Source organism: Streptomyces sp. NBC_01017 (assembly GCF_045162795.1).
GTDB lineage: Bacteria > Actinomycetota > Actinomycetes > Streptomycetales > Streptomycetaceae > Streptomyces > Streptomyces machairae.
Genome location: NZ_CP108683.1, coordinates 814050 through 838634 on the forward strand (window position 1 = coordinate 814050; position 24585 = coordinate 838634).

The window sequence follows — 24585 nt, forward strand, 5'->3', positions numbered from 1 at the left end:
CCCTCAAAGGTACCGGGTGTTCTATGTGTACACAACGGGTGAGTAGAGCTTCGACTGCATCAAGTAGGTCAGACACTGGCCCCCCGTTCCGATCTCCTTCAGGAGCTGCCTGAGCCCGGATCCACCGGCTTGATTCCGGAGTGATCATTTCAGAGAGGACAGTCCCCCATCAGAGGCTCGGCCGCCGCCTTGTCGGGTATCGGATTCTCTGAGAATATGAGGTCATGAAGATGGTGACCGCTACCGAAGCATCACGGAACTTCGCCTCCGTGTTGGACAGTGCGGAACGCGGCGAAACCATCGTGATCACCCGCGGGGGCAAACGCCTGGCCGTGCTCGGCCCGGCGCCCAAAGCCACCGGCCGGGCGATGAAGGATGCTCTCCTGCCCTACGTCGGCACCCTCGACGACGCCTTCGAGGGCGATGTGATGGGCTCCCGTGATCTGCTAACCCTGGACGATCCGTGGAACGACTGATCCTGGACACCGGCGTATTGATCGCGGTCGAGCGCCGGAAGGTCGTCCTCGACCATGTACTCGCGGACGATGACGACCCGGTGATCGCCGCCATCACGGCCGCGGAGTTGCTCCAGGGCGTCGAACTGGCCGACGACACCAACCGGCTTGCCCGCCAGTCATTCGTCGACGCCATCCTCGCCACAATTCCGGTCGAGGATTACACCGTGGACATTGCGCGAGCTCATGCGCGGCTGCTCGCCCACATACGCAGAGCCGGCCAGCCCAGAGGAGCTCACGATCTGATCATCGCGGCAACCGCCCTGACCACCGCACGCACAGTGGTCACCTACGACAAGCGAGCTCGCTTCGACGACCTTCCCGGTGTTCGTGTACGTCGGCTGTGACGGGCCCGGACGATTGACGGCACCTCGGCTGCTCACCTCGAAACCCGAAAACAATTCGACGAACTCCTCCAAACTGAACGGGAAATTCGGGCAGGCCCTTCAATCCGTCGCAGGCGACGATGCACACGTCCTCGATGCCGCGGTTGCGCAGCTCGGACAGGACCGTCATCCAGGTCGTGGCGCCTTCGCCCTCATCCCCGACCCACAGGCCCAGGACGTCCTTGCAGCCGTCCATGTCAACGCCGACCGCGAGGTGGACCGGCTTCGAAGCGACCGATCCGAGCTGATCGGGACCGGTGAGACCTCCACTTCGTACATGCCGGCGAGGTGGGAGCGGATGCCGCGCACGCTCATGCCACGGGCGTACAGCGACAGGATCTGCCCGTTGAAGCCCGCGAGCCGTCTGGCGTGCCGGGGCGAGGAGCGGCGCGACCGTATCGAGACGAAATGGGGCTGTCGCCTACCGCATCCACCTGGACGTGGAACCTGGCCGCTGGTACTTCACCGCGTCGTGGACCAGGCCCGTGGTGCAGACGATCTGGCTGGAGAGCGCACTGGCCCAGGGCATGGCCGGTGCGGACACCAACGCGGACCACTTCGCCGCCTACCGGCTCGACCGGCACGGCAACCCGACGGGCGATCCGCGGCGCTTCCCCTACGACCTGTCGGGCACCGCCGACCACCGCGACGCCCAGATCCGGCACGCTCTCACCCAGCTTCTGTACTGGACCAAACAGGCCGGGGTGAACGCGATCGGCATGGAGAACCCGGACTTCGCCGCCGAGAAGACCCGGGAGAAACACGGACGCAAGAAGCGGTTCCGGCAGCTTGTCTCCGGCATGGGCGTTGTCACGTTGTCGGCAGTGAGCTCGGCTGATGACGCGTCAGGACGTGCCAGGGCTCGGAGTAACCCGCCGTTCATGCCGTGGCGGACAGGCCGGTGGTGCCGGTGATGTGGCTCACCCCGGACACCGGCTCTCACGTCACGGCCCGTACCACTTCTCCCGCCCCCATAATGGACCCATGTCCTCCAGCCCACAGCACCCCGTGCCCGCCCCGAGGGACCTCTCGGGAGCGGACAGCCAGGACCTCGCGCTGTACCGGGAAAAGTTCCGGCGGCGTCTGCCAGAGTCGCTGGACGAGTTGCACGGCCCCACTCAGGGGGTCGTGGAGCTGCCGGTGCACATGGCCTGGTCGGGGATGACCTCGTACGACATGAGCAAGCCTCGCCAGCGCATGGGCCTGTACCGCACCGTCCTGCACGAGGGCCTACACGACGATCTGCCCCGCTACCTCAACCAGGATCTGCTCCTCCAGATGTGGCCCGTCCTGCGCACCCTCGTCGGTCGCACTGTGCGCACCGTATGGGAAGACGCCTTCCCCCAGCTCACGCTCCGCACCCGGGCAGCCGCGTGACGGACATGCCGGAGCTGCACACACGGCTCCTGGCGGATGTGATCGCCCTCGGGGCCCCATATCCCTTGGTCCTCACCGGCGGATATGCCGTGCGGGCGCACCGCCTCGTGAATCGCCCCAGCCAAGACCTCGATGTCGCCACCGAGAACCCGGCGCCCATGGCCGATATCGCGGCCGCGCTCCGTAGCGGTCTCGAAGCACGAGGCTGGCAGGTGCAAGCGCTGGAGACCGCCCCGCTGTCCGCCCGCTTCACCGTATCCGATCCTGAAACCGGGCAGGACTGCGAAGTCGACATCCTCAAGGAGATCTTCTGGCGGCCGGTCGCCCAGAGTCCGTACGGGCCCGTCCTCGCGGCGGAGGACGTGATCGGGACCAAAGTCCGCGCCCTGGCCGACCGCGGGGCGCCCCGCGACCTGATCGACGTTTTCGCGGCCTCTCGCCGCTGGGCCAACGCCGAGCTGGAGGAGTTCGGCCGCCGCCACGCCCGTGGCCGGTTCGAGCACGAGGATCTGCAGTCGAACCTCACAGGCGCCGAGTGGACTGACGACGAAGCCTTCGCCGCCTATGGGCTCGGTGACGCCACAATCACCGCTCTCCGCGCCTGGGCCGTGCAGTGGGCCGACGACCTCGCGGCGCGTCTCCTGGAAGAGGCCGATGGTCCGGACATCAACTGATCACAGCCAGATTCCATCCTGGCCCATCTGGCCGCTCCACCCGTTGTCTGAGGCCGAAGCCCGGCACCGCGAGCGGCGGGACCGTACCGACTGCGTTCACGGGCGGGCGGCGCAGGTCGGGCGGTGCGGATGTCGGGGCCGGCCGGGTGGGCTCCAGGGAAGGCAGCACCGAAGTCAAACCTCTCCAACACCAAGACCAAGTCGAGGCGCGAAATTCGCCGCGGACAAACCCGCGCTGCTCGCCGAGTTGGGACTCGCCTAGGACTGTTCGCGCTGCCTCGTCGGCTGGTGGGAGTTCTCCGCCTGGTTGTTCAGCTTTTTGTGGGAGCGGTGCTCCACCGAGGGCATCACCTCCCGGTGCGCGGCTGCGTAGGCGAGCTTGTCCGTGACGACCACCCGGGGCACCTGCCCGGTCCCCTTCAGCAGCCGGCGGAAGAATCGCCTGGCCGCGGCCTTGTCCCGCCGGTTCTGGACGAGGATGTCGAGAACATTGCCGTCGGCGTCGACGGCCCGCAACAGGTACTTCTGCACACCGTTGATCCTGATGAACACCTCGTCGAGATGCCACGTGTCACCCGGGCTGCGGACGCCTGCGGCGCAGCCCGTCAGTGTAGGCCTGGCCGAACTTCACACACCAGCGACGCACGGTCTCGTGGGAGACGACCACGCCGAACTCCAGCATCAGCTCTTCGACCTCGCGGTAGCTGAGCGGAAGCGGAAATACAGCCACACGCAGTGCGAGATGACCCCGACCGGGTAGCGGTGGTTCTTGTATGACGGCCCCGCATCCGACACCACCGGCTCCCCGCCCCGCAGAACGAGGCCGGCACCCCGACAGCTGCAGATATCCGACTGGAGAGGATGCGTAGGCGGGAGTGGGGTGCTGAGCCGGACCCACGGCATCTGCAGAATGCAGAATTTTTCGCTACAATGCAGGCATGACTGTCCTCACCATCCGGGACGTGCCCGAAGACCAGGTCCGCGTCCTCAAGACCCGTGCCGCCCAGGCCGGGAAGTCCCTCCAGGCTTACATGCAGGAACTGATCGTCAGGGAGGCCACCAAGCCCACCATCGCGGACATGGCTGCACAGCTGGAGCGCGAAGCCACTGCCCAGTACACGGCCGAGGACGTCCTGGCAGCGATCGACGAGGGACGAGTGGGCCGTTGATCGTCATCGGCACGTCAGCACTGGTGATCTTCCTTACCCATCACGGCACCACCGGCAGCGCCATCCGCAAGCGCGTCAGTGAAGCCACCACGGTCTATGCACCGACACTGATCGACTACGAAATCCAATCAGCGCTGCTGGGGCTGCAGCACGGCGGCAAGCTCACCGAGAAGCAGGTGACCAAGGCCATGGCTGACTTCACGGCGCTACCCCTGGACAAGCACAACACCCTCGCTCTGTGGGATCGGGTCCGCAGCCTCCACGCCAACCTGAGCGCCTACGACGCCCAGTACGTCGCGCTCGCCGAATCCCTCGGCGTCCCGCTGATCACTTGCGACTGGCGGATCAAACGCAGTGGCGCAGCCAAGTGCAGCGTCGAGGTCTTCGGCTCGAGCTGACCTCAACAACCTGCATCAACGGCGCCGGCGGCAACGACCTCATCTGCGCAGGAGCCGGCAGCGGCACCAACGCCATCAACGGCGGACCGGCAACGACCAGTGCACCCCCCTCGGCACCCAATGCGAAAGCGCTCGCCCCCTGACCTCAGTCACTGAGACTTTGAGCAACGGCGCTTCGCCGCGGTCAGCGGCTGGTTTCCTGGGCGCCGGACAGCTGTCGGGCGAAGCGGTGGATCGCTGCGCGCGACTGGACCTTCTCGGCGAGGGCGGGGAACTGGCCGGCGATGGCACTGAGTATCTTCAGCTCCGCCGGGGCGATGTTGACCTCACCGAGGTTGCGTTCGACGGCACGGACGGTGCCCTGCGCCACCTGGTGGGGGGAGACGGTGCGGATGCCGCTGGGCGGGGTGGCGCCGGTGGCGGCGAACATCCCGGCGTCCCGCACGAAGCCCGGCTGGATGAGGGAGACACCCACCCCCGAGCCACGAAGGTCCTGCCGCAGGCTCAGAGCGAAGCCGCGCAGCCCGAATTTCGTGGCGCTGTACAGGGATGTCATGGGGCTGGCGGCCTTGCCGGAGATCGAGCCGACCAGCGCGATGTGTCCGGCGCCGGTTTTGACCATGGCGGGAGCCAGCAGGCGGGCCAGCATCACCGGCGCCCGCAGGTTGACCGCGAGTGCCCGGTCCACCTGCTCGGGGGTGTAGCTGAGGAGTTCTCCGCTGGAGGGAAGGGCGGCGTTGGCGATGAGGATGTCGCATCCGCTGCTCTCCTCGGCGAGCCGGGTGACATCGGCCGGATCGGCCAGGTCAGCGACGATGGTCCGGGCGCCCAGGGGGCCGGCGCAGGCGGCGAGCGCATCGGGGCGGCGGCCTGTCAGCACGAGCTGCGCGCCGCGCGCGGCCAGCGCTGCCGCAAGGGCCTGCCCGATGCCGCCGGTCACGCCGGTCAGGAGAATGGTGGAGCCCTGGATGCGCATGCCTGCCCTCCGGTCAAACTGTTCGTTCGAACGAACGGTAGAGGGGCGGGGTGGCGCTGTCCACCCCCAGTGCGTGGGGCGGGCCGGCCGGCGCACGGGCACCGGAGACAATGGCGGGCATGGACAACGCCGCCCCTGCCCGACGCCGGATCGTGGACGCCGTCGTGCGCATCATCGGCCAGGACGGCATCGCCGCCCTCGCCAACCGCCGGATCGCCCGCGAGGCAGAGGTCTCTTTGGGATCCATCACCTACCACTTCCCCACCCAGCACGAACTGCTGCGCGAGAGCCTGGTGCAGTTCGTGGACGAGGAGATACGCCGCCTGACCCTGCTCGCCGATGCCTGCAGCGACGACTGGCAGGAGGTGGGCGGGGCCGCACAGGCGGTGGAGGAGGCTCTGCAGACGCCGGAGTCCGACCACACGTGCATCGCGTCCTTCGAACTGTATCTGCAGGCTGGGCGGGACGAGCGGCTGCAGGTCCCCGCCGCCCAGTGCTTCGCCGCCTATGACCGGCTGACCGCCCGGATCCTCGGCGCGCTGGGTGTGCCGGATGCCGAGCGCCTGGCCGGCACCGTCGTCTGCCTGGTCTTCGGGCAGCAGCTGCGCCGTCTGGCCACAGGCTCCGTCGCCGGCACGCTTGCCGACATCCTTGCGGCCCTGCCGCAGGTGCACAACGCCGCCGGCACCGCCCCAGGCTCTTGCAGCGGCCCCGAGCCCACCCCTGCCTAGACTGCGGCCCTTTCACGCTGTCCTGCATCTGCGGCCGGGAAAGATCACGGCATACCGCCCTTGGCCTGCGAGGGGCACACGCGTGCGGACGCGGGCTGCGGCTTCGCCCGGGACACGGGTGCGCGCACCGCTGCGGTGCCGGCGCTGTGGTGCTGAGGAGACCGCACCGGCCAGATCAGGGTGATCGCCGCCGTGACAGGGTGCCGCTGGCGACCTGCCACGGCGATCACCCCCGGCCCAGGCTCTTGAGGACCTGAAAAACGTGCCGCCTGCACAAACACCACAAGACCCTGAGCGGCGCATGCGCTCTCGCGTGCCCGCCCCCGTCCGGCCCCGCACCAAGACCGCCCCGCTTGCCGGACACGGACACTTCCTGAATCACCGTCCACGCACCCCTTGGTCGTCGTGTGTTGTCAAACGGCCGCCCCGCGGCCGTACGGTCGTGCGGCACAGGTCCCGGCCCGGCCGACTGCCGTGCGAGCACGGCATCTGCGAGCAGTCCGCACGGGAACAGGCGACCCGCTGCCGCAAACCCCTCATGGGTGCACCGGCTGCGGGGAGCGCGCACGGACACGGCGGCGCCGCGTGCCCCAGACCCGGCAGGCCCCGGCGTCCGGGCGCACCCACAGGTTCCCGCCCGCCGTCACCTGGCAGTAGGCCTTGCGGGGCAGCCTTCCTGCTCGCGAACGGCTCCCGCAGGGCTGCCCGTTGCGGCGTGCCTGCCCGGGCCCGGACCTGCGGCGAGGACGGGGGCCGCCCGCAGGCGGCTGGAATGCTCAAATCTCACTTGCCGCCACAACCTGAAGTTTGTAGCGGGGCCTGACGCTCTTCAGGAAATTCTCCCAGGCCTGCTTCTCCATGGCCTGGGCGCTCGTTTCCCTGCCTCGCGGGCCGACCAGCAGATGGCGCCGCACGAGGCCCATCTTGCGCGCCCCTCCGCTGAGGCACACCACTTCCATGAAGGGACGCAGCGCGTTGCTCCTGGCATCCCGCTCGGGCATAAGAAGAAGAGATCCGCCCACCGGCCAGTAGCGCATCCGGCTCCCGCCCACCGTGTCCCACACGGTCTTCGCGGAATCGAACTGCATCGGCACGAACAAAATGAACCGGCCCCCGCTCCGCCTGAGCACCAGATCACCCTGCTCGTCCCGCCCGATCTTGACTCTCCTCCTCTCTCCTTCTTCGAGCATGACGTAACGCTTTCCCAAGCGCTTGCGGAAGCTATCCAGCGTCAGCGGAGCGGGAATCAGATTGGCCGTTTGCATCAGGTCCACTATGTCGTTCGGGCTGACCGGCCTATTGGCCTTCACATTCCCGGGTATTTCTATTATCGTGTTCCGCTCGCTCATGACGGAAAGAGCCCGGTCGCGCTGCTGCGCAGAGCCGGGCCTTGCCGCTTCTTCGCCCCGGCCCGGTGCGCGTTCCTCCCTGCGGGCCGCCGCTCTCTTCCGGACCGCACCCATGACGGGCTTTTGCTGCTCCGGCTGGCCGTCTGTCCGCGCGCCGTCCGTTCGCGCCCGGCGTTCTGGGGCCTTGGCCCCTTGCTGGGCCGTCCCGTCCGGCCCGTCCTTCCGCCTCGCCCGGGCATGCCTGCGCCGCGGTCGGACGTCTGACTGACCAGGTGTGTCCGGCGTCTGGACTGCGGCACTCGTCCCGCCCGGGCGGGCGGGGCGTCCTGGTCCCTGGGCCGACGGAAGACCGACCTGCTGGGGCCCGTTGCCTCCAGAGGGGGCCTGCGTGTCGACGGTGCCGTAGACGGACGCCGGATACTGCACCGCAGGGGTCTGCACCGGGCTCTGCACCACACGGCTTTGGTTCCAGTCAAGATTTTCCTCGACCCACGCTCTGTGCTCCCAAGAGGGGTAGATCAGGATCAGTTCGTTTGCAGCCCACAGCAGACGGGAGCTGTCGTCGTTGCCGGATCCACTCTTGGGGAATTCGGGATTCTGAATTTCGAGGACGTCAGCGCAGGCTTGCTTGTTTGTTTCATCTTTGCGCAAGTGGCAGGAAATGTAGGTGGCCGCATACGACAGATCGGGGTGCCTGTCGCGGCACCACATTTCCCACAGCTCGAGGAGCTCATACAGTTGTTCGTAGAATCTTGAGACCTTGTCGAGGAAATTCCACATATCCCCGAGGTTTGTCTTGAGCTGTGTCTCGAGCTCGTCCGCTTCCACGCTCACCTCCACTGGCCTGGTCTGCGGCGCCGCCGGGGGCTGATGGGCATGGTCGACGGTGCATGGGATGGGAGGCAGCCTAGTGACGCCTCGATGAGGGCTCTGCGCGAGCAAGGGCGGGCCATCATGCCAAATCCGCTTCCCAAAAGGCTGGTCCGTCTCGGCCTGGCCGGGCCGGCGGCCTGTTCGCGCGGGGGCCTGCCCCGGTCGGCAGAGCCCTCTTTGCGGTGAACGGTCTGCCGGCCGCGCACACCGGCTGCGGGCGGTGGCGTCGCCACTCGGCGAACGGGCGGATCAGCCCCGTCGCCTACGAACAACAGTCAACTGCGATGACACCCGCATAAGCACGTGAGATGGTGTCCACTTCCCGGGTGGAAGGCCCGAGGGCGACCAGGCTCCGGCCGCGATACCGCCCCGGCGAGGCCCGCTGCGGCGCCTTCAGCCGGCCCCGCCAACGACGCCCGCGCCCTGCAGTAAGGACACTTTGCCGCCTGCTGCGCTCCCCGCCGCCCCCATACACGGCCGCCTTCCGGGCGCCCGCAGGCCGGGCGGCGAGCAAGAAGCAGGTCGTGTCCCGCGACGTGGTGCAGGGGATCAAGCGCTGGGCGTTCCGGGTTGGAGGTCCAGGGAGATCTGTGCGGAGGTGGCATTCCACGAAGCCTCCTGGTAGGGCGAGTTGGGCGCCCGGTCGGGCCGAGCCACCGTCCCTGGTCTGCGGATTCCAGTGCCTTGATCCCCTACACCTCCTGACGGGACGCCATCTGAAGCACACACAGCAGGCACCGGCCCTGCCGGGCGCGGGAGAGCACCAGAGCGGTGGCATCGGGCAGCGGGCACCGCTCAACGCAGGCAGGACGCATGGTCCTTGAGCCACTGCGTTGCCGCCGCACCGTGCAGGGGCCTGCACACCAGCCATCCCTGGACGAGACACCCGCCATAGGCAACCAGACGGTCCAGCTCCTGTTGGGTCTCCACTCCTTCAGCCACCACGGTCAGCTGCAGGCAGCGGGCCAGGCCCAGTGAGTAGCGCACGATCGCGGCATCCCGCTCATCAGTGATCATCCCCGACACGAACGACCGGTCGATCTTCAACTCGTCGACCGGAAGCATCCGCAGACGCGAAAGGGAACAATGACCGGTGCCGAAATCGTCCAGACTGACCGTCACGCCGTGAGAACGCAAAACCGCAAGGGCCCCAGCCGCCCGGCGGCCATCACGCAACTCGCCGTGCTCGGTGATCTCGACCTTGAACGCCTCCGGGGCCAGGCGATGACGCCGCAGACAGCGCAGAACACCAGCGGCGAAGTGCGGACGCAGCACGTCAGCCGCTGCAAAGTTGACCGCGATCTGCACAGCCCAGCCCTGCCTGTGCCAGACCGCGGCCTGAGCCACCGCGGATTCCAGCACGAAAGCAGTGACCCGCCCGCCCATACCGCAGGCATCAGCCGCCCGAAGAATCTCCTCCGCGCCCACCTCGGGCCGCCTCGGGCCGGGCCACCTCAGCAATGCCTCCATCGCCACCACGTCTCCGCCCACCGTCACCTGCGGCTGATAGTGCAGCTGCAACTCCCCCCTGGACAAAGCCAACCTCAGTTCCCCCGCGCTGACGGACGGCGCCGGCCCCACCCTCACCGCCACCGCACGCCGCACCCGCCCCGCACACCAGGCAAACACAGACATCCCCGCAACGGCCGCACACACCCACACCACATACCCGGCCACCCCTACCCGGCCACCCCCGACCAACACCACGAGGAACACCACCGACAACCCCCAAACCGTCAGCAGTCCCCCACCCACCAGCCAGCGCGCCACACTGAACATCCGCCTGTGCCCCGGCTGTCTCGCCATAGCCCACCCACCCAACCATCGCCTCGCTGTCCTGGGCCCTCCAGCACTACACGCAAATGAGCCCCCACCCAAGAGCGGCCAAGGCAGCTGAACGTGCAGGCCTCACCTCAGCCCACACCACACCCCCAGCCGCCCGCAGCAGGCCCCGTACCAGCAGGCCCCCCTGGCCGCTGCCGCCCGCATCACAGCCACCCTCACCCCGCCTCCCCGGGCAGGCGGGCGGGCCACCGAACCGGCCCGTTGTCCTGCCCCGCCCGCCCTGCCGCCACCACACCCCTTCACGCGACCCTCCCTGCACGGCACGTTCCCCCGACATCCACAAAGGCCCCCGTGGAAACTGACTCAGGACACACCCCCACCCCCGCTGCGCCGGCACCGGATACAACCAGCGCACCCGCCCGGGTATCTGGGACCGAGCGGCCGACGACGACGCCCACCCGTGCGCCGTGCGAGCCTTCATCATCAGTTCCTGCGCCCTCATCCAACTGACCACCCTGTGCCTGCTCACCCTCAGCGGCAGCCTCCCCGCCCCCCACGCCTACCTCATGGCAACACCCCCCGCCGCCGCAGCCGCCACAAGCCTCCTCGCCCTGCTCACCGCACACAAAACCCGCTCCCCACAAACCCCTCAGCCCGAACTGCATGGATGAAACGAGCCGGCCGGCACGAGCGGCGGCCACGGGCCGAAGTCCTCCCCGTCCGGCGGTTCCTGTCCAGTAGACGGTGTACCTGGATTGATTTCTGGGGTCAGATGCGGTTGTTGGTGCCGCCCCCTTCCCTGCGACATCCGGCATGAACCGGCCGAGCACGTCTTCTGGCTCACCTGGCTTTGATCCGCTTTGACAGACATCTGAGATGGACGGGCCGGTCGAGCCGGCGGCCGACGGTCCGTTGTGGTGGACGTTGCGCCGCCCGTTGCACCCGTTGTCCTATCCGGCGGCTTACCGGATGCTCCAGCGGGTCAACGCCATGATCGGGGCAAACCGGAGCCTGCATGATCTGAGCACACCGCCGCCTACCGGATGGGGAGAGACCCGGGGACGCCACTGACCGAAGTCCAATAGGTCCTGGGACACGCCCAGTTGACCACCACACAGCTCTCTCTATGACGAGTCCGGCTCCTACTTCGCCAAAAGCAGCAGCGGGGCGCCCCTGACCGTCATACGCCAGTAAACGCCGGAGCACCGGCCAAGACCAAAGGCAGAACGTGCGCCGTTGCTCGGCGCGTTCCCCGCGGTGGCTGGGCTCGGTCTGCAACGCTGCGCGCGATGACGCCGTTGAGCAGCCCGGGCCGGATCACCGTGTCGAACTCCCGTCCCTTGGCTGGGTGGTAGGCAGTGAGGAGGGTCTTCCCGATGGCCTCTTCGTCTTGGACCAGGTCCTGAGGGCGAGGCAATCGGCGAGGTGCGGCCCTCTGTTCGCACAGCGGGGCTGCACGAGTGTGCACTCTTTACACACGATCGTTGACTCCTTCACCACTCGCTCACATAGCCTATGTGCAGCCGCCGGGCCGGAGTCCGGGCCTCTCCTCACGCACAGGAAGGTCAACGGGGGTGAATGCCAAGCACATTGAAATCCGTCGTTGGTGGCGCGATGCGGTGATCTACCAGGTCTACGTCCGCAACTTTCTTGACAGCGCCGACGACGGCATCGGCGAACTCGCCGGGGTCCGCGCGGGACTGTCGTATCGAAACATGCTCGGTGTCGACGGGATTCGGCTGAGTCGGTTCCACCCGTCGCCACGGCACGACCACGGCTACGACGTGGCCGAGGGCTGCGACATCGCCCCGCTCTTCGGTGACCTCGCCGAGTTCGGCCTGTTGATGGCGGACGTGCACCGGCACGGCATCAAGGTGCTGCTCGACATCGTCCCCAGCCACTGCTCCGGCGAGCATCCATGGTTCCGCGAGGCACTGGCCAGCGCATCCGGCAGCCCGGTCCGCGCCCGCTTGCACTTCGCCGACGGCCACGGCGCCAACAGCAGCGAACTGCCCCACAGCTGGCACGCCATGGAGCACGCCGAGCGCAACGGCCGCGAACGCCGGGTGACCGGCGAGGTGTCCGTGCCAACGACTGAAGGACAGGCGAAGTACCTCCGTCCCGGTGGGCTGCACCGGGCGTTCTTCTTCGACCTGCTCGGTGCTCTGTGGGGCACCGATGCCTTCCGTAAGGTCATCTCCGAGGCCATGCAGGAAACCGCCGCTTCCACGGTGACCTGGGTCCTCAACAATCATGACCAGGTCCGCGCCGTCACCCGCTACGGCGCACCCGCCGCCGAGGTCGGCGGCCTCGGCGCCCGCGCCCGCACGGCGGCCCTTCTGATTTCGGCGCTGCCCGGATCCGCCTCCATCGATCAGGGCGAGGGACTGGGCCTGATCGACGACGTCCTGACCCACCCGATCTTCCCCCGCACCGGCAGCCGGGCCCGCATCCGCGGCGGCTGCGGGTGCCGCCGAACTGATCCGGTCAGGCCGTTCGGCTTCACCCGGTGTCGCGGGGGTCAAGGCGTGGCTGCCGCAGCCGGAGTACCAGAAGGGACATCGATGATGATGCGACGACGTACCACCCTGCTCACCGGCTGCACCACGCCGGCGCTGACCCTCGGCGCCGGCACCTGCGGCGGCGGACCGCACTCCACGGGCGGCGGCGACAGACGCTCAACGGCCAGACCGTCATCGTGGCCGGCGTCTGGGCCGGCCCCAAGCAAAGAACTCGCCGGCCACCGAGGGTCTCGCCCTCGCATCGGCCCATCCGAACACGTCCAACCACGCGGCAGGCTCCGGCGGCCGGGCGCAAGCTCTCTGAACACCTCCTCACCCCGCCTCGCCCCTCGGCATTGCGGCCAATCTGAAGCCTGCGGCCTTTAACGCCTGCCACAAAGCCAGGGCAACCTGTGCTGCTCTGGTAGCCGAATCAGCACCGACTCGGCCCCGGTCGCGCCCTCACTGTCGGCCCTCAGCCCGGCGCGACAGCCCGAACCCGCCAGCCGCGAGAGAACCCGGTCCGACGAGAGCACTCACAAGCAGTGCGTTGCCTCGCTCGCATTAGGGCCGGTTCATGACGCTCCATGCAGTAAAGGACCCTCTGCACCGTGGCTCCCCTGCGGTGTAGCTACATTCAGCGCTCCGGCCTCACCTACCTCCATTGAGTTTCTTGGGCCATCATTCGCGATATTCACGATCTTCCGTTCGCTGCCGTCCAAATTTGTCTACGTTCCACTTGCCCAGATCCATCCGCACGCAAGACCTCGCCACAATTCACACCCGAAGGGAAAAAGCTATGCAGCTTTGGGAAAACGAGGACGAGCGTCACCTCATCCGTTACATCCACGAATGCGGCACCCAGATGCCGACCACGGACGGGATAATGATCCGCATTCCTCTGCAGTCGCCGCTGGAGACTCAGCAATGGCTGCGGCTTGCCTGTACTTGCTCACCTCTCGTTCTCGGCCTTCGAAGATTGGGCTATACGCTTGCGCAGCCGTCAATAAAAACCAAAGCAGGCTGGGATGCCTGGCTTGCGGAGCTACAAACGGAATGCCAAATCCGGCAAGTTCTTGCTTCCGAGGGAGAAAGCGCAGCCACCAGGGGCGCCCCTCTCGAGGGAAAGAGAAGCGACGAGAGAACGCCACCTGTTGAGAACACATGCGACCAGTCAACCCTACGCTGGCACACACCGGTCGAAGGCTTCCCGCCCGCCGATGATGCGACCAGTCACCTCTCCGCAAGCCGCCCCGGAAAGGCAGCAAGCCGGGCCCCACGGAACGGCACGCTTGGCGAATTTGCAGAAATCGCTGCCCGCTGGGCGCTCAGCTACGACAGAGTGACACTATTGCTTACGCATCTGTCGTCTCTGCCGGAGAAGGAAACCGGGACACCCCCCAATACCGCCCGGGAAGGAGTAGATACGCTAGAGGCGCTCAACGGCTTCATGGACGGTATCACGGACTGCTCCAGCCCTCATGAGTCCGACGTGAGCCGCCTGGACGAATTCGGATTAGAAAATGCCTTGACGTTCCTCGAGGAATTCCAGATTCTCTACACCCTCAGGTGTAAAGTGAACCTGCTGCCCTATTTTAGGGAAACGATACTTGCGGACATTGAAGTACTCATCAGTTTTTGTCGACTTCTGAAACGGAGCAAGCAAAATGATCGGCTCAACCCGTGAAGACCGCTTGCGCCATCCGTCACGACCCGACGTAACCCACACAGGCCTCGCATTTTCATGGAAGTGGGCTGTCCGACAGGCGCTCAGGTAAACAGAAAGTTCCAGTGTCACTTCCGGCGTCGCAGCCAGGCCCGAGCCCGCCGCTGCTCTTACCGACGCCGAGGCCACGACCCACACATGCGGTTGCAGTATTGATGATCTGCGAGCCCAAGTTACCGGTCTTGAGGTCAGTGAGCCTCTTTCATCCTGTGCTGGCGTGTGAAATGGGCTGGTCAGTGGCTGCGGTGACGAGGCAGGGCCCCTCGTCGTTGGCGTGGTGATTCCACTCAGCACACCGGCGACCGAAGGGGCCCTGTTGGTTCCGTATCCTGCCACGCTCGACGTCCCGCATGAGCTCGTTGAGCACGTCGCCTGGCTGCTGTACGAGCACCGCCGCGCACGTAACACCCGCTGGCGGAAGCTCCGCTGCTTGACCAGGCACTGCTCACGCTGGTCCACCTGCGCAAGAACGAGACGTTCGCCCAGCTCGGCGCCGGGTTCGCGATATCGCAGGCCACCGCCTGGCGCTACGTGGACGAGGCCCTGGAGGTGCTGGCTTCCTGGGCCCCAGGCCTCCATGAAGCCCTCACCGGCCTCGGTGAGGGCGACCACGTCATCGTTGACGGCACACTGATCCCCACCGACCGCGTCCGCGCCGATCAGCCGTACTACTCGCAGAAACACAAGAAGCACGGCATGAACGTGCAGGTCATCGCCCGCCCTGACGGCACACCGCTGTGGTTCTCCCGCACGACACCCGGCCGCACACATGACCTGACCTCGGCCCGCGCCCACGGCATCGTCCAGGCTTGCCTGACCCGGCAGATCCTCGTGCTGGCGGACCGCGCCTACCAGGGCGCCGGCGCCACCTTCCGCACCCCGTACTACCACCACCGCGAACAGCCCGAGCACTACCAGCAGTTCAACCGCGATCACGCCCGGCTCCGAGCCCCCGGCGAACGCGCCTTCGCCCGGCTCAAGTCCTGGCGCATCATGCGCAGAGCATGCTCCTCCACCCGCCGCATCAGCCGCACCGTCCAAGCCATCCACACACTCATGACCTGCGACTATTCAGGATGAAAGAGGCTCAGTGGCTCCTTCTGCGTATAGCTCCTCCGAGGCGGGAGAGGGTGGTGGCCAGGGCGTCTAGGCTGAGGGGCTTGGTGAGGTAGTAGTCCATGCCGGCGGCGATGCACGCTTCGCGGTCCTCCGGCATGGCGCTGGCGGTGAGTGCCACGATGACCGGTCGTTTTGCGTGCGGCTCCCGGTGGATGGCCCGGGAAGCCTCCAGGCCGTTCATCACGGGCATGTGAACGTCCATCAGTACGACGTCGTAGGTGTGGTTGCGCACTGCCTCAAGGGCCTGGGCCCCATCGCCGACCACGTCTGCCTCGTAGCCGATTTTGGCCAGCATGCGCAGTGCGAGCTGCTGGTTGACGGTGTTGTCCTCGGCCAGCAGGATCCGCAGTGGTGCGGGAGCGGGGCGGGCCGGGGAGGGGGGCGAGGCAGGCGCGGGTACGGTCCGCTGGGGCACCAAGGCCCGGTGGAGGCTTGCGTAGAGCTGGGCCGACTTGATCGGTTTGGAGTGATGGGCGGAGAAGAGCGTCAAGTCCTCGGGGCTGCCAGTGGATGTGAGCAGGATCATGGGTATGCCGTCCAGGTGGCGGCTGATGTGTCGTGCGAGGGTGACGCCGTCCATACCTGGCATCTGCAGGTCGAGGATGGCCACATCGAAGGGTTCCCCGCCGCGGACCCAGCTGAGGGCTTCCTGGGGTGAGCGGGTGGCGCGGACCTTCATGCCCCATGTTTCGGCCTGCCGGGTCATGATCGTGAGGTTGGTCATGTTGTCGTCCACGACCAGCATTCGCCGTTCTCGCAGGTCGTGGTCCGGTCCGGCTGAGCGGGTCGACGACCGGCGCAGGGATGCAGGCACTTCTCGAGTGGAAATGGTGAAGTGGAAGGTGGATCCGTGTCCGACTTCGGATTCCACCCAGATATTGCCGCCCATCATCTCGACCAGTCGCCGGCTGATTGCCAGTCCCAGCCCTGTACCACCGAAGCGGCGGGTGGTGGATGAGTCCAGCTGTTCAAATGGCTGGAAGAGCTGATCGATCCGTTCCTGCGGGATGCCCGGCCCGGTGTCGCGGATGGTGAAGCGTACGATCAGAGGTCTCTGAATGTCTCCTTCGTCCCCCATTGTCCTCGCTGCTGCCTCCGCCTTCTCTCGCGTGGTGTCATCACCCCGGGAGGCGGTGAGCAGGATCTCCCCGTAGTCGGTGAACTTCACAGCATTGCCGAGCAGGTTGATCAGGATCTGCCGCAGCCGCAGGCCGTCCCCGATGATTTCGTCGGGCAGGTTCGGGTCGATGACGTACGCCAGATCGACGGTGTCCTTCTCCCGGGTCTTGAGAGAGATCAGGCCGAAGGCCGATTCGATGCACTCCCGCAGATCGATCGGCCGCTGCTCGATCTCGAATTTCCCGGCTTCGATTTTGGAGAAATCCAGAATGCCGTTGAGGATCACCAGAAGGTCGTCGGCGCCGGTGTTTACGATTTCGGCGAGTTCTCGCTGGTCCGCTGTCAGTGGCGTGTCCAGCAGGAGTTCAATCATGCCCATGACGGCATTCATGGGGGTGCGGATCTCGTGGCTCATGGTCGCCAGGAAGGCGCCTTTGGCGCGGCTGGCGGCTTCGGCGGCGACAGCCGCGGACTCGAGTGCCTTGGCTGCGATCTCTCGTTCTCTCACTCGGCCGAGCTGTTCGAACAGGCCTTCCATCAGGTTGACGGTGGCCTCGTCGAGGGGTTCGAGACCGGTGACGAAGAACTCCACGACGGCCGCGGTGCTTCCGTGCACGACTACGGGACAGGCGATTGTTCCGGAAATGTTTGCATATGTGGTGAGTTCTGCGGCGAGAGCTGTCGGTGGCAAGCGCTCCGGGCCCTCCGGTCGCGTGCTGGCGCTGGCCCGTACGACTGCTGGGGACACCTGCGTGCGGGCGCTTTCACGCATGACTTCCTCAAGCCGGTTCGGCCATTCGTTGCGGACATACCAGACCGGGCAGGCCTCGAGTGTGACAGTGCCGTCTTCTCCTGCCGGGTCAGCGGTGTACGCATGGGCGGCGGGCCACCCGAGGTGATCGCAGATCAGCGGAAGTCCGGCGGAGAGGGCCTCGTCCCACGTCGTCGCCCGGTTCGCGGCGGCGGCCACCCCTCGATGCAGGCGCAGTGTGCGGGTGCGGGTGCGCACCTTGTCCTCGACGGCGGTGTAGCTCGCCTCCAGGTGTTCTGCCATGGTGTTGAACGTCCTGGCCAGCATCCCGATCTCGTCACGGCTGGTCACCTGGGCCCGCCGGTCGAGGCGGCCTGCGCTGAGTTCCCGAGCCGCGTGGGCCACGTGGCCCAGGTTGTGCGCGATGCGCCGGGACAACAAGGTGGTCAGCGCCACGATGAGCGCCAGCGACACGATGATCACGGTCAGCAGCGTGGTGTTGTAGTCCTCGGCGGAGGCGATCCGCGTGCTGAGCATGCGGTCCTGCTGATCGAGCAGAGCGTTCCACAGCCGGGCATTGGACTGGATGGCTGCATTGGTCAGCTGTCGTATGTCCGATGACGTCGTCAAACCGGGGGCACCGGCTTTCCCGAACTGCTGCTTGGCTGCGCTGATGAGGGGCTGGACGGTGACGGTTACCTGATCCAGCAGGGGTGCCAGCGTGGGCTGCAGGGCGGCATTCGTGCTGGAGTCGGAGACACTGTCGAAGGCGAGGCTGAGGGAGTCCTGCAGGCGGCCTAGCTGCTGACTGAGCAGCCCGGTGAGCTGGATGATGTCGAGGCTGGTCTGCCCGTCGGCCGGTAGGGAGGTGAGGACGTCTCCTAGATGGACGGTCTGATTGACCAGTTCGGGCTCTTCGGCAAGCAGCGCGTCAGCGGTGTAGAAGGTGGTCGGCTCGGGGTCCAGGTTGAGTCTGGAGACCCTGCCGAGATAGGGGAACAGCGATGTGACGTTGCTCACCAGCTGCGGTGAGTAACCGGTACTCAGCGCTGCCTTCGGCCCAATCGCCTTGACGCCCTTCCACTGGGCGTTGAGAGCCGACAGCATCAGCTCCCCTTTGCCTGCTGCTGTCACAACGGAGTCGAGCTGTTTCTGCAGCGACGGATCTGCCGTGCTCAGGCGGGAGAAATCCTTGTCTACAGCAGCCTCTGCGCTGGCAATTTGCTGGGGTGTTACGGCGACCCCGCCGGCAACGTCGGTGGACAGCGAACGGAAGCGGACCAGATCGAGGGTCAGCGAGCTCAGTGGGCGGAGGTACTGCACACCGCGGAGCTCGCTTCGGGCGGCATCGACGCTGTTGGTCTGCTGTCCGATCAGGTACGCCATGGCCAGGCCCAGCGGCACGAGAAACGCCAGAGCGATGGCGGCGAGCTTGTGCCCGATGCGCGGCTCGAAACGGCGTGCGCGCAGCCGTGCCGGGCCGGGCGGGGGGCCCGGTTCCGCATGCGGTCCGTCATGGCTCATGAGAGCGTCCTTGGGGAAGCCGTTGGCGCAGCCTCACATGATTGATGTCCGGCCGGCCGACAGATTCCATTCTGTGGGGCGGCTGTCCATGGCGTCGACCTGGCGTGTTGAACACACCAGCGAGGCCCCGACGTTGCGGCGGCGGTGATGCATCGCTCTGGGGGCGTGCTGTGACACTGCACCCCGACAGCCCCATGCACTCTCAAGTTCGGTGGGTAAAATAGACCGTACCCTACTGCCTTCCTCGAATGAATGACATGACTGGCACGATTCAAGGGGGAATCCGTGTATCGGGCAGTAAAGTTCATCATAGCGGTCACAGTCGGTGTCCTGGGTGTCACTCAAATCACCGCATGTGATTCCAGTGATAGTTCCGCAAAGAATATCAAGGTCGGCGTGGTCTGGGGAGGGCGGGGTGATCAATCGTTCTCCGACTCCGCCGCCAAGGGGCTCGACAGGGCCAAGAATCAGCTGGGCATCACAACTGAGGAGCTGACCATTCCCAGCACGGCAAGCGAAGCCGACTACGAATCCCTCCTGGAGCAGCCGATACAGAGTGGCTGTGACCCCATCATCGCGGTCGGATCACAGCTCGCCAGCGCCGTAAAGGTCGAAGCGCAGAAGCATCCGGAGATAAAGTTCGCAATTGTCGACGACAGCTCTGTCAAGCTACCCAACGTCACTAGCCTGGTCTTCAGCGAGGAACAGAGCTCGTACCTGGTCGGCGTGGCTGCCGCACTGAAGTCGAAGAGCGACATCATTGGGTTCATCGGCGGCGTAGATATTCCGGTGATCCATAAATTCGAGGCCGGGTTCGCCGCCGGAGTGAAATCAGTCAAGCCCGATAACAGAGTGATCTCAAAATACCTGACCAAGCCGCCGGACTTCGCCGGATTCATCTCTCCCGAACTTGGCAAAACCGCGGCGAACGACCTACTCGATGCCGGCGCGGATGTGATTTACAGCGCAGCCGGCGGATCTGGTGTGGGAGTCATCGCCGCCGTGAACGCCCACGGAGGCGCATGGGCGATAGGAGTCGATTCCGACCAGTACCAGCAGTCCAGCCTGGCACCCTACAGGAACGTGATCCTCACCTCTGCCCTCAAGAACGTCGACGCCGCAGTATTCGATTACGTCAAGTCAGTCGAGGACGGAAAGCCCCTCACCGGGATCCAGCGCTTCAGCCTCTCCAACAATGGAGTCGGATACGCTACCTCCGGGGGCTTCCTCGACGACGCAACGAAACAGCGGATAGGGAAAGCCAAGCAGGACATCATCTCCGGCACCGTGAATGTCCCCACCGAGTAAGAGACCATCTGGTTCTCGGAGCCCGCCGTGAATCTATGGATCTCTCCTCTGAACAGATGGCAGAGCTACGGGAGTTGGCCGGGTCGCGGGATGTTCCGGCCGGTGTGGCGCTTCGCGCACGGATCGTGTTGTGTCCGGCGAAGGGCGGCGGCGCAAGGACATCGCCGAGCTCGCCGGGGTGGCGCCGCTGACGGTGGATCGCTGGAAGGCCGGTATGCCGAGCGGGGCATGGCCGGCTTGGAGGAGCAGCGCCGTGGCGGGCCGCGTACCCAGGTGCCGCCGCAGGTGCGGGCTCGGGTGATCGCTTTGACCAGGATGTCGCCGCCGGCGGAATCCGGCCTGTCGCACTGGTCGACGCGGACCCTGGCCGACCATCTGAAGCGGCGGGAAGGTGTCTCCGTGTCGTGTCATTACATTGCCCGCATCTGGCGTGAGGAGAATCTGAAGCCGCACCGCTCGGGCGCCTTCAAGATTTCGAAAGACCGATCTACACCGCCGCCGCCGAGTCCGAGGCGCTCTCGGCACTCGACGAGCTGCGAACCGACTACGGCAAGAACTACCCCGGCCTGATCGCCAGTTGGGAGCGCGCCTGGGAGGAGTTCATCCCCTTCCTCGCCTTCGACCGCGAGATACGCCGCGTGATCTACACGACCAATGCCATCGAGTCCCTCAACTACCAGCTCCGCAAGATCACCAAGACACGCCGGCTCCTCCGACGCCGACGCCGCCGCCGCCGCCATCAGGCTCCTCTACCTCGGTATCCGCCGCATCGAAGGCCGCCACATCGACGGTGACGGCGCCATCCCCAAGGGACGCGTCCGCGGCACCGGACTCTCGGCTGGAAACGCGCCATGAACCACTTCATGCTCGCCTTCCCCGACCGCCTCACCCTCTGACCCCAGCAAGACCACCCAAAATAACCAACCCACGGATCCGATCAGCAAGACCGCATACCTCTACATACATAAAGGAATTGACAACCTCGTGGAGCACCGCTCGCACAAGGGACTGAACAACCGGGCGGAGAACTCCCACCAGCCGACGAGGCGGCGCGAACGCGCGATGAAAGGCTTCCGCAGCCCGGGCGCCGCGCAACGCTTCCTGTCCGCGTTCACCGGGATCTCACCCCACTTCCGCCCCCACCGCCACCTCATGACAGCCGGCCGGTACCGCTTCGAGATGATGATCCGCTTCACCCTCTGGCACCACATCACCGGCCGCATCGGCATGCCTGCCACCGACTGAACCACAGACCACCACCGGCCTCGCCGCGCCCTCGGCCGACCACGCCCCCGACAACGTGACAACGCCGTCCGGCCCCGTCCGTACGACACCGTGTCCACGAACAGCCCCTCCGGCGACCCCGACCAGGCAGATGATCATGCCACCGGGCAACGCTTCCGCTCACCTGATGACCACTGTGCGACCACCACCTCCATATATCTATGCTAGATTTTGGATATACGAAGAGAGGGACTGAATGGGCAAGACTCTGATCGAGATCGACGAAGACGCACTGGCCGTAGCGCAGGACGCGTTCGGCACCAAGACGAAGAAGGACACCGTCAACCGTGCCCTGCGCGAGGTCAGTGACCGGGTCAGGCGCCACGAGGCGCGCATGGCAGCAGAACGCATCGCCGCCGAAGCCCTGGAGCTCGATGCCCTGACGGACAAGGCCGCCTACCGCCCCGGCCCCACCGTCGGCGACGACAAGGGTCAGGCTGCGTGAAGTACCTGGCCGACACCTCAGCGGTAGCACGCTTCCTGCGACACGGCGCGGACGCCTGGGGATGGGGAGAAGCGCTGGACTCCGGACTGGTCGGCATGTGCGAGGTCACGGAGATAGAGGTCCTTCGCTCTGCACGGTCATCTGCGCACCACAAGCAGATGCAGCAGTATCTGAGCGGGTTCTACGCGTGGGCGCCAATCCCGGACGGCGCCTTCCGGCGGGCGGTGCAGGTCCAGGAGATTCTTGTCGATCACGGCGAGCACCGCAGCGCCGGTCCGGTCGACCTTCTTGTCGCGGCGGTGGCCGAACTGTCCGGCCTCATCCTGCTGCACTGCGACCGCGACTTCGAGGCGATCGCCCGGCACACCGGGCAACCCACGATGATGCTCATGGACGGCTCTCGGCCGTAAAGGGGCACTGTCACGTTGCTGCTGACGGGGTGGGATGATCTTCGGGTTGATGCCTTGGGGAGGGGAGCCGGCCGACGCACCGTCGGTGAAGATCGAATGGTCCGCCGCATCCAAAGCCGACTACTACGGCTCCCGTTCCAGCACCGGTACGTGGCACAGTTTCAGCAGCGACGGATTCGAAACTGACTTCGAGTCCATGACCGCAATGCCCGACGGGTCCGTGCAGTATATGGCGCGGAAGAAGTCGGACGGCTTCCTCTACCACAACATTCGCTACAGCAACGGCACTCTGCAGGGCTGGGCGAAGCCCAACGGCTACAACGGTGCCGCCTCCTTCAGCGGGCTGGGACCGGCAATCGCCGGCATGCCCGACGGCTCCGCCCAGGTCGTCGGAATCGGACTCGACGGCCGTCTCTACCACCGGATCCGCAACAACGACACAACCTGGACGCCCTGGGCCCAGATGCAGGGGCGGCCAGGTGAAAGCACCTTCCCCGCCAGGAAGGTGGCCATCGCCGGCATCGGCGACGGCACCGCCCAGGTCTACGCATACAGCTCCGACAACAACGGCCTGTACACCACCACCCGCAACGCGGCCGGCACCTCCTGGACCACCTGGTCACAGGTGGACCCCGGCGGCGACGGCGGCTTCGGCCCGGACCTGGCCGTCGGCGCAGGGGCCAACGGCCTGGCGATGCCGAACAACTCCAGCCAGTTCCTCGCCATCGGCACGGACGGCAAGGTCTACCACATCCTCCGCACCCCCACCGGCCCCGGCGGCGCCCCGTCTACAGCGGATGGGGAGCCCTCAACATCTCCGCCACCAGCGTCGCCATCACCGGAATGCCCAACGGCAGTAGCCAGACCCTCCTCGTCGACCAAAACGGCGACCTCAGGTTCAACATCCGCAACATGAACGGCAGCTGGACCGGCTTCAGCCAGGTCAGCAGCCCCGAGGGCCACGCCGTGAAACACGCCGGCATCGCCGGCGTCCCCACCAACAGCACCTCCCAGGTATTCGCCATCACCCCCTGACCCGACAGCACCCACCCACCGCATAGGGAGAACAACTCACCGGGCCCTCCCCCACCACGGGAGGGCTCACCCCCTTGCCCACCCCGCCAGGCCGCAGGACAAGGCAGAGTCCTCGTGTTCACCTCGGCCCCGCTCGGACAGTCCACGCCGGAATTGGGGCATCCTTGCCGCTCTCTCGAAACGGAGCGCCCACAAGCCGGAACAGCTCGAGCCGCGCCACAACCGCGCCAGATTGAACGGGGAACTCGCGGACAACAGCAGATGCCGGCGTAGCCCAAAGACTCAGCCGCCGAAGCCGGCACTGCACACGTCACAACCCAACCCGCCCCACCTCGCTCCGGTGAGACGGGCGACAACGCACCTCCGCCGAATACGGGTCGACGTTTGCGGGAGACCCGATACCCGTTGCGCAAGGCTGCACGTCAGATGCGGTGTGACGCAGGAGCGATCCAGTCCTTGCCTACCCGGGCTCCCCGTTCGGCCTTGCCCTGGTCGCCGAGATCCACCTGCCCACCAGAGCCTACGTACGGGCCGCCGTGGGTGTCACCGCTTATCCGGCAGGAAAACCGGGCCACCCCCGCCCCACACACCGGGTGCGCAGGCGACGTTGTCCGGCGGCCGTTTGTGCGACGGCGGCGTACATATCCCGCTCGGTGCCCTGCCGCACCCAGGAGGCTGCCTTGACTTGCGGCCCCACAGGGCAGCACCACCGCCTCCTTTCGTATCGACCATGGCACCATGTCGTTCTTCAAGCCCGATGACTACGCACCAGCGCTGCCACCGACTGCGCCGACGAACACCTGCACGCCAATGAGCGTTTTGTGAGCAGCAGTGTCCTGGCCCTTCCCCGCCTTGCTGGGCGTCACCGATCACTACGCAGGTTGGGTGACGTGCCGCTCCGGGGAGGACGACCCCAAGCGCATCAGCTTCGGGCTCTCCCCCAACCTGCCCATTACGCAAGGCGCCAACGAGGTGGGGCTCGAAGCCTTCACCTCCATCAGTCCCGGCAGCTCCCCCTTCCACTCCTGCGGGAAACGCACTTCGGTTTCCCTGTTCGTCTACGGGTGAACCGGGCGGCGTCGCCTGACAGGCGGACCCGGTGCTCATCGCCTGGGCCCGCGGATCCAGCA

The 24585-nt window shown here is 66.2% G+C and carries 23 protein-coding genes and 4 pseudogenes; 21 read left to right on the forward strand and 6 right to left on the reverse strand.

Annotated elements, in window-relative coordinates:
- Positions 1-224: 224 nt before the first annotated feature.
- Together OG331_RS03975 and OG331_RS03980 are read left to right on the forward strand one after the other, a co-directional pair.
- On the forward strand, positions 225-476 hold the full coding sequence (locus OG331_RS03975) for a type II toxin-antitoxin system Phd/YefM family antitoxin (protein WP_406191606.1): 252 nt from the start codon (positions 225-227) through the stop codon (positions 474-476).
- Positions 464-862 carry a PIN domain-containing protein gene (locus OG331_RS03980; RefSeq protein WP_406191608.1) on the forward strand — a complete coding sequence of 133 codons (399 nt, stop codon included), beginning with the start codon at positions 464-466 and terminating at the stop codon, positions 860-862. The genes OG331_RS03975 and OG331_RS03980 overlap by 13 nt, the downstream gene beginning before the upstream one ends.
- Here the strand turns inward: OG331_RS03980 and OG331_RS03985 are convergent.
- Positions 801-1097: a transposase gene (locus tag OG331_RS03985; RefSeq protein ID WP_406191610.1), complete on the reverse strand. Its 297-nt coding sequence runs from the start codon at positions 1095-1097 to the stop codon at positions 801-803. The two genes, OG331_RS03980 and OG331_RS03985, sit on opposite strands and share 62 nt — an antisense overlap.
- 171 nt (positions 1098-1268) lie before the next feature.
- Here OG331_RS03985 and OG331_RS03990 point away from each other — a divergent pair.
- From OG331_RS03990 to OG331_RS04000, 3 genes and pseudogenes are all read left to right on the forward strand, one after another.
- Positions 1269-1711: pseudogene (locus tag OG331_RS03990) on the forward strand (IS200/IS605 family accessory protein TnpB-related protein); the annotation flags it as partial.
- Positions 1712-1885: 174 nt separating this feature from the next.
- Positions 1886-2278, forward strand: coding sequence for a hypothetical protein (locus OG331_RS03995; RefSeq protein ID WP_406191612.1), 393 nt, complete (start codon positions 1886-1888; stop codon positions 2276-2278).
- A gap of 5 nt (positions 2279-2283) precedes the next feature.
- Complete coding sequence (locus tag OG331_RS04000; RefSeq protein ID WP_406191614.1) at positions 2284-2952, forward strand: nucleotidyl transferase AbiEii/AbiGii toxin family protein; 669 nt, start codon at positions 2284-2286, stop codon at positions 2950-2952.
- 264 nt (positions 2953-3216) lie between these two features.
- Here the strand turns inward: OG331_RS04000 and OG331_RS04005 are convergent.
- Positions 3217-3747 (reverse strand): annotated as a pseudogene (locus OG331_RS04005) (IS6 family transposase); the annotation flags it as partial.
- A 143-nt stretch (positions 3748-3890) separates the two neighbouring features.
- On the opposite strand from OG331_RS04005, the gene OG331_RS04010 reads away from it, so the two are divergent.
- Positions 3891-4121: a FitA-like ribbon-helix-helix domain-containing protein gene (locus tag OG331_RS04010; protein ID WP_406191616.1), complete on the forward strand. Its 231-nt coding sequence runs from the start codon at positions 3891-3893 to the stop codon at positions 4119-4121.
- Complete coding sequence (locus OG331_RS04015; RefSeq protein WP_406191618.1) at positions 4118-4519, forward strand: type II toxin-antitoxin system VapC family toxin; 402 nt, start codon at positions 4118-4120, stop codon at positions 4517-4519. Before OG331_RS04010 ends, OG331_RS04015 begins: the two co-directional genes overlap by 4 nt.
- 184 nt (positions 4520-4703) lie before the next feature.
- Here OG331_RS04015 and OG331_RS04020 read toward each other — a convergent pair whose 3' ends face one another.
- Positions 4704-5495 carry an SDR family NAD(P)-dependent oxidoreductase gene (locus tag OG331_RS04020; RefSeq protein WP_406191620.1) on the reverse strand — a complete coding sequence of 264 codons (792 nt, stop codon included), beginning with the start codon at positions 5493-5495 and terminating at the stop codon, positions 4704-4706.
- Between the two features lie 119 nt (positions 5496-5614).
- Between OG331_RS04020 and OG331_RS04025 the strand changes: the two genes are divergently transcribed.
- On the forward strand, positions 5615-6226 hold the full coding sequence (locus OG331_RS04025; protein WP_406191622.1) for a TetR/AcrR family transcriptional regulator: 612 nt from the start codon (positions 5615-5617) through the stop codon (positions 6224-6226).
- 776 nt (positions 6227-7002) lie between these two features.
- Here the strand turns inward: OG331_RS04025 and OG331_RS04030 are convergent.
- Positions 7003-8403 carry a hypothetical protein gene (locus OG331_RS04030; protein ID WP_406191624.1) on the reverse strand — a complete coding sequence of 467 codons (1401 nt, stop codon included), beginning with the start codon at positions 8401-8403 and terminating at the stop codon, positions 7003-7005.
- A gap of 840 nt (positions 8404-9243) precedes the next feature.
- On the reverse strand, positions 9244-10218 hold the full coding sequence (locus OG331_RS04035) for an EAL domain-containing protein (RefSeq protein ID WP_406191626.1): 975 nt from the start codon (positions 10216-10218) through the stop codon (positions 9244-9246).
- 482 nt (positions 10219-10700) lie between these two features.
- On the opposite strand from OG331_RS04035, the gene OG331_RS04040 reads away from it, so the two are divergent.
- From OG331_RS04040 to OG331_RS04055, 4 genes and pseudogenes are all read left to right on the forward strand, one after another.
- A complete protein-coding gene (locus OG331_RS04040) occupies positions 10701-10904 on the forward strand; it encodes a hypothetical protein (RefSeq protein ID WP_406191628.1) in 204 nt (67 codons plus the stop codon).
- 903 nt (positions 10905-11807) lie between these two features.
- The gene (locus OG331_RS04045; RefSeq protein ID WP_406191630.1) at positions 11808-13121 is read left to right on the forward strand and encodes an alpha-amylase family glycosyl hydrolase; all 1314 of its coding nucleotides are present in this window, start codon (positions 11808-11810) and stop codon (positions 13119-13121) included.
- Positions 13122-13533: 412 nt separating this feature from the next.
- Positions 13534-14421 carry a hypothetical protein gene (locus OG331_RS04050; protein ID WP_406191632.1) on the forward strand — a complete coding sequence of 296 codons (888 nt, stop codon included), beginning with the start codon at positions 13534-13536 and terminating at the stop codon, positions 14419-14421.
- A 313-nt stretch (positions 14422-14734) separates the two neighbouring features.
- Positions 14735-15540: pseudogene (locus OG331_RS04055) on the forward strand (IS5 family transposase).
- A 7-nt stretch (positions 15541-15547) separates the two neighbouring features.
- Here OG331_RS04055 and OG331_RS04060 read toward each other — a convergent pair.
- Positions 15548-18973, reverse strand: coding sequence for a response regulator (locus OG331_RS04060; RefSeq protein WP_406191634.1), 3426 nt, complete (start codon positions 18971-18973; stop codon positions 15548-15550).
- Positions 18974-19258: 285 nt separating this feature from the next.
- On the opposite strand from OG331_RS04060, the gene OG331_RS04065 reads away from it, so the two are divergent.
- From OG331_RS04065 to OG331_RS04105, 9 genes and pseudogenes are all read left to right on the forward strand, one after another.
- Positions 19259-20281 carry a BMP family protein gene (locus tag OG331_RS04065; protein ID WP_406191636.1) on the forward strand — a complete coding sequence of 341 codons (1023 nt, stop codon included), beginning with the start codon at positions 19259-19261 and terminating at the stop codon, positions 20279-20281.
- Between the two features lie 228 nt (positions 20282-20509).
- Entirely contained in the window at positions 20510-20851 is a 342-nt protein-coding gene (locus tag OG331_RS04070; protein WP_406191638.1) for a helix-turn-helix domain-containing protein, read from the forward strand.
- Complete coding sequence (locus OG331_RS04075) at positions 20815-21075, forward strand: transposase (RefSeq protein WP_406209697.1); 261 nt, start codon at positions 20815-20817, stop codon at positions 21073-21075. The genes OG331_RS04070 and OG331_RS04075 overlap by 37 nt, the downstream gene beginning before the upstream one ends.
- 190 nt (positions 21076-21265) lie before the next feature.
- Positions 21266-21526 (forward strand): annotated as a pseudogene (locus OG331_RS04080) (DDE-type integrase/transposase/recombinase); the annotation flags it as partial.
- Between the two features lie 235 nt (positions 21527-21761).
- Positions 21762-22010: a type II toxin-antitoxin system VapB family antitoxin gene (locus OG331_RS04085; RefSeq protein ID WP_406191640.1), complete on the forward strand. Its 249-nt coding sequence runs from the start codon at positions 21762-21764 to the stop codon at positions 22008-22010.
- Positions 22007-22420: a PIN domain nuclease gene (locus tag OG331_RS04090; RefSeq protein WP_406191642.1), complete on the forward strand. Its 414-nt coding sequence runs from the start codon at positions 22007-22009 to the stop codon at positions 22418-22420. Before OG331_RS04085 ends, OG331_RS04090 begins: the two co-directional genes overlap by 4 nt.
- A gap of 85 nt (positions 22421-22505) precedes the next feature.
- Positions 22506-23336, forward strand: a complete 831-nt coding sequence (locus OG331_RS04095) for a hypothetical protein (protein ID WP_406191644.1) — start codon at positions 22506-22508, stop codon at positions 23334-23336.
- On the forward strand, positions 23333-23455 hold the full coding sequence (locus OG331_RS04100) for a hypothetical protein (RefSeq protein ID WP_406191646.1): 123 nt from the start codon (positions 23333-23335) through the stop codon (positions 23453-23455). Before OG331_RS04095 ends, OG331_RS04100 begins: the two co-directional genes overlap by 4 nt.
- Positions 23456-24340: 885 nt before the next feature.
- Positions 24341-24523 (forward strand): hypothetical protein, encoded by a 183-nt coding sequence (locus tag OG331_RS04105; RefSeq protein WP_406191648.1) that lies wholly within the window; start codon positions 24341-24343, stop codon positions 24521-24523.
- Positions 24524-24585 lie beyond the last annotated feature (62 nt).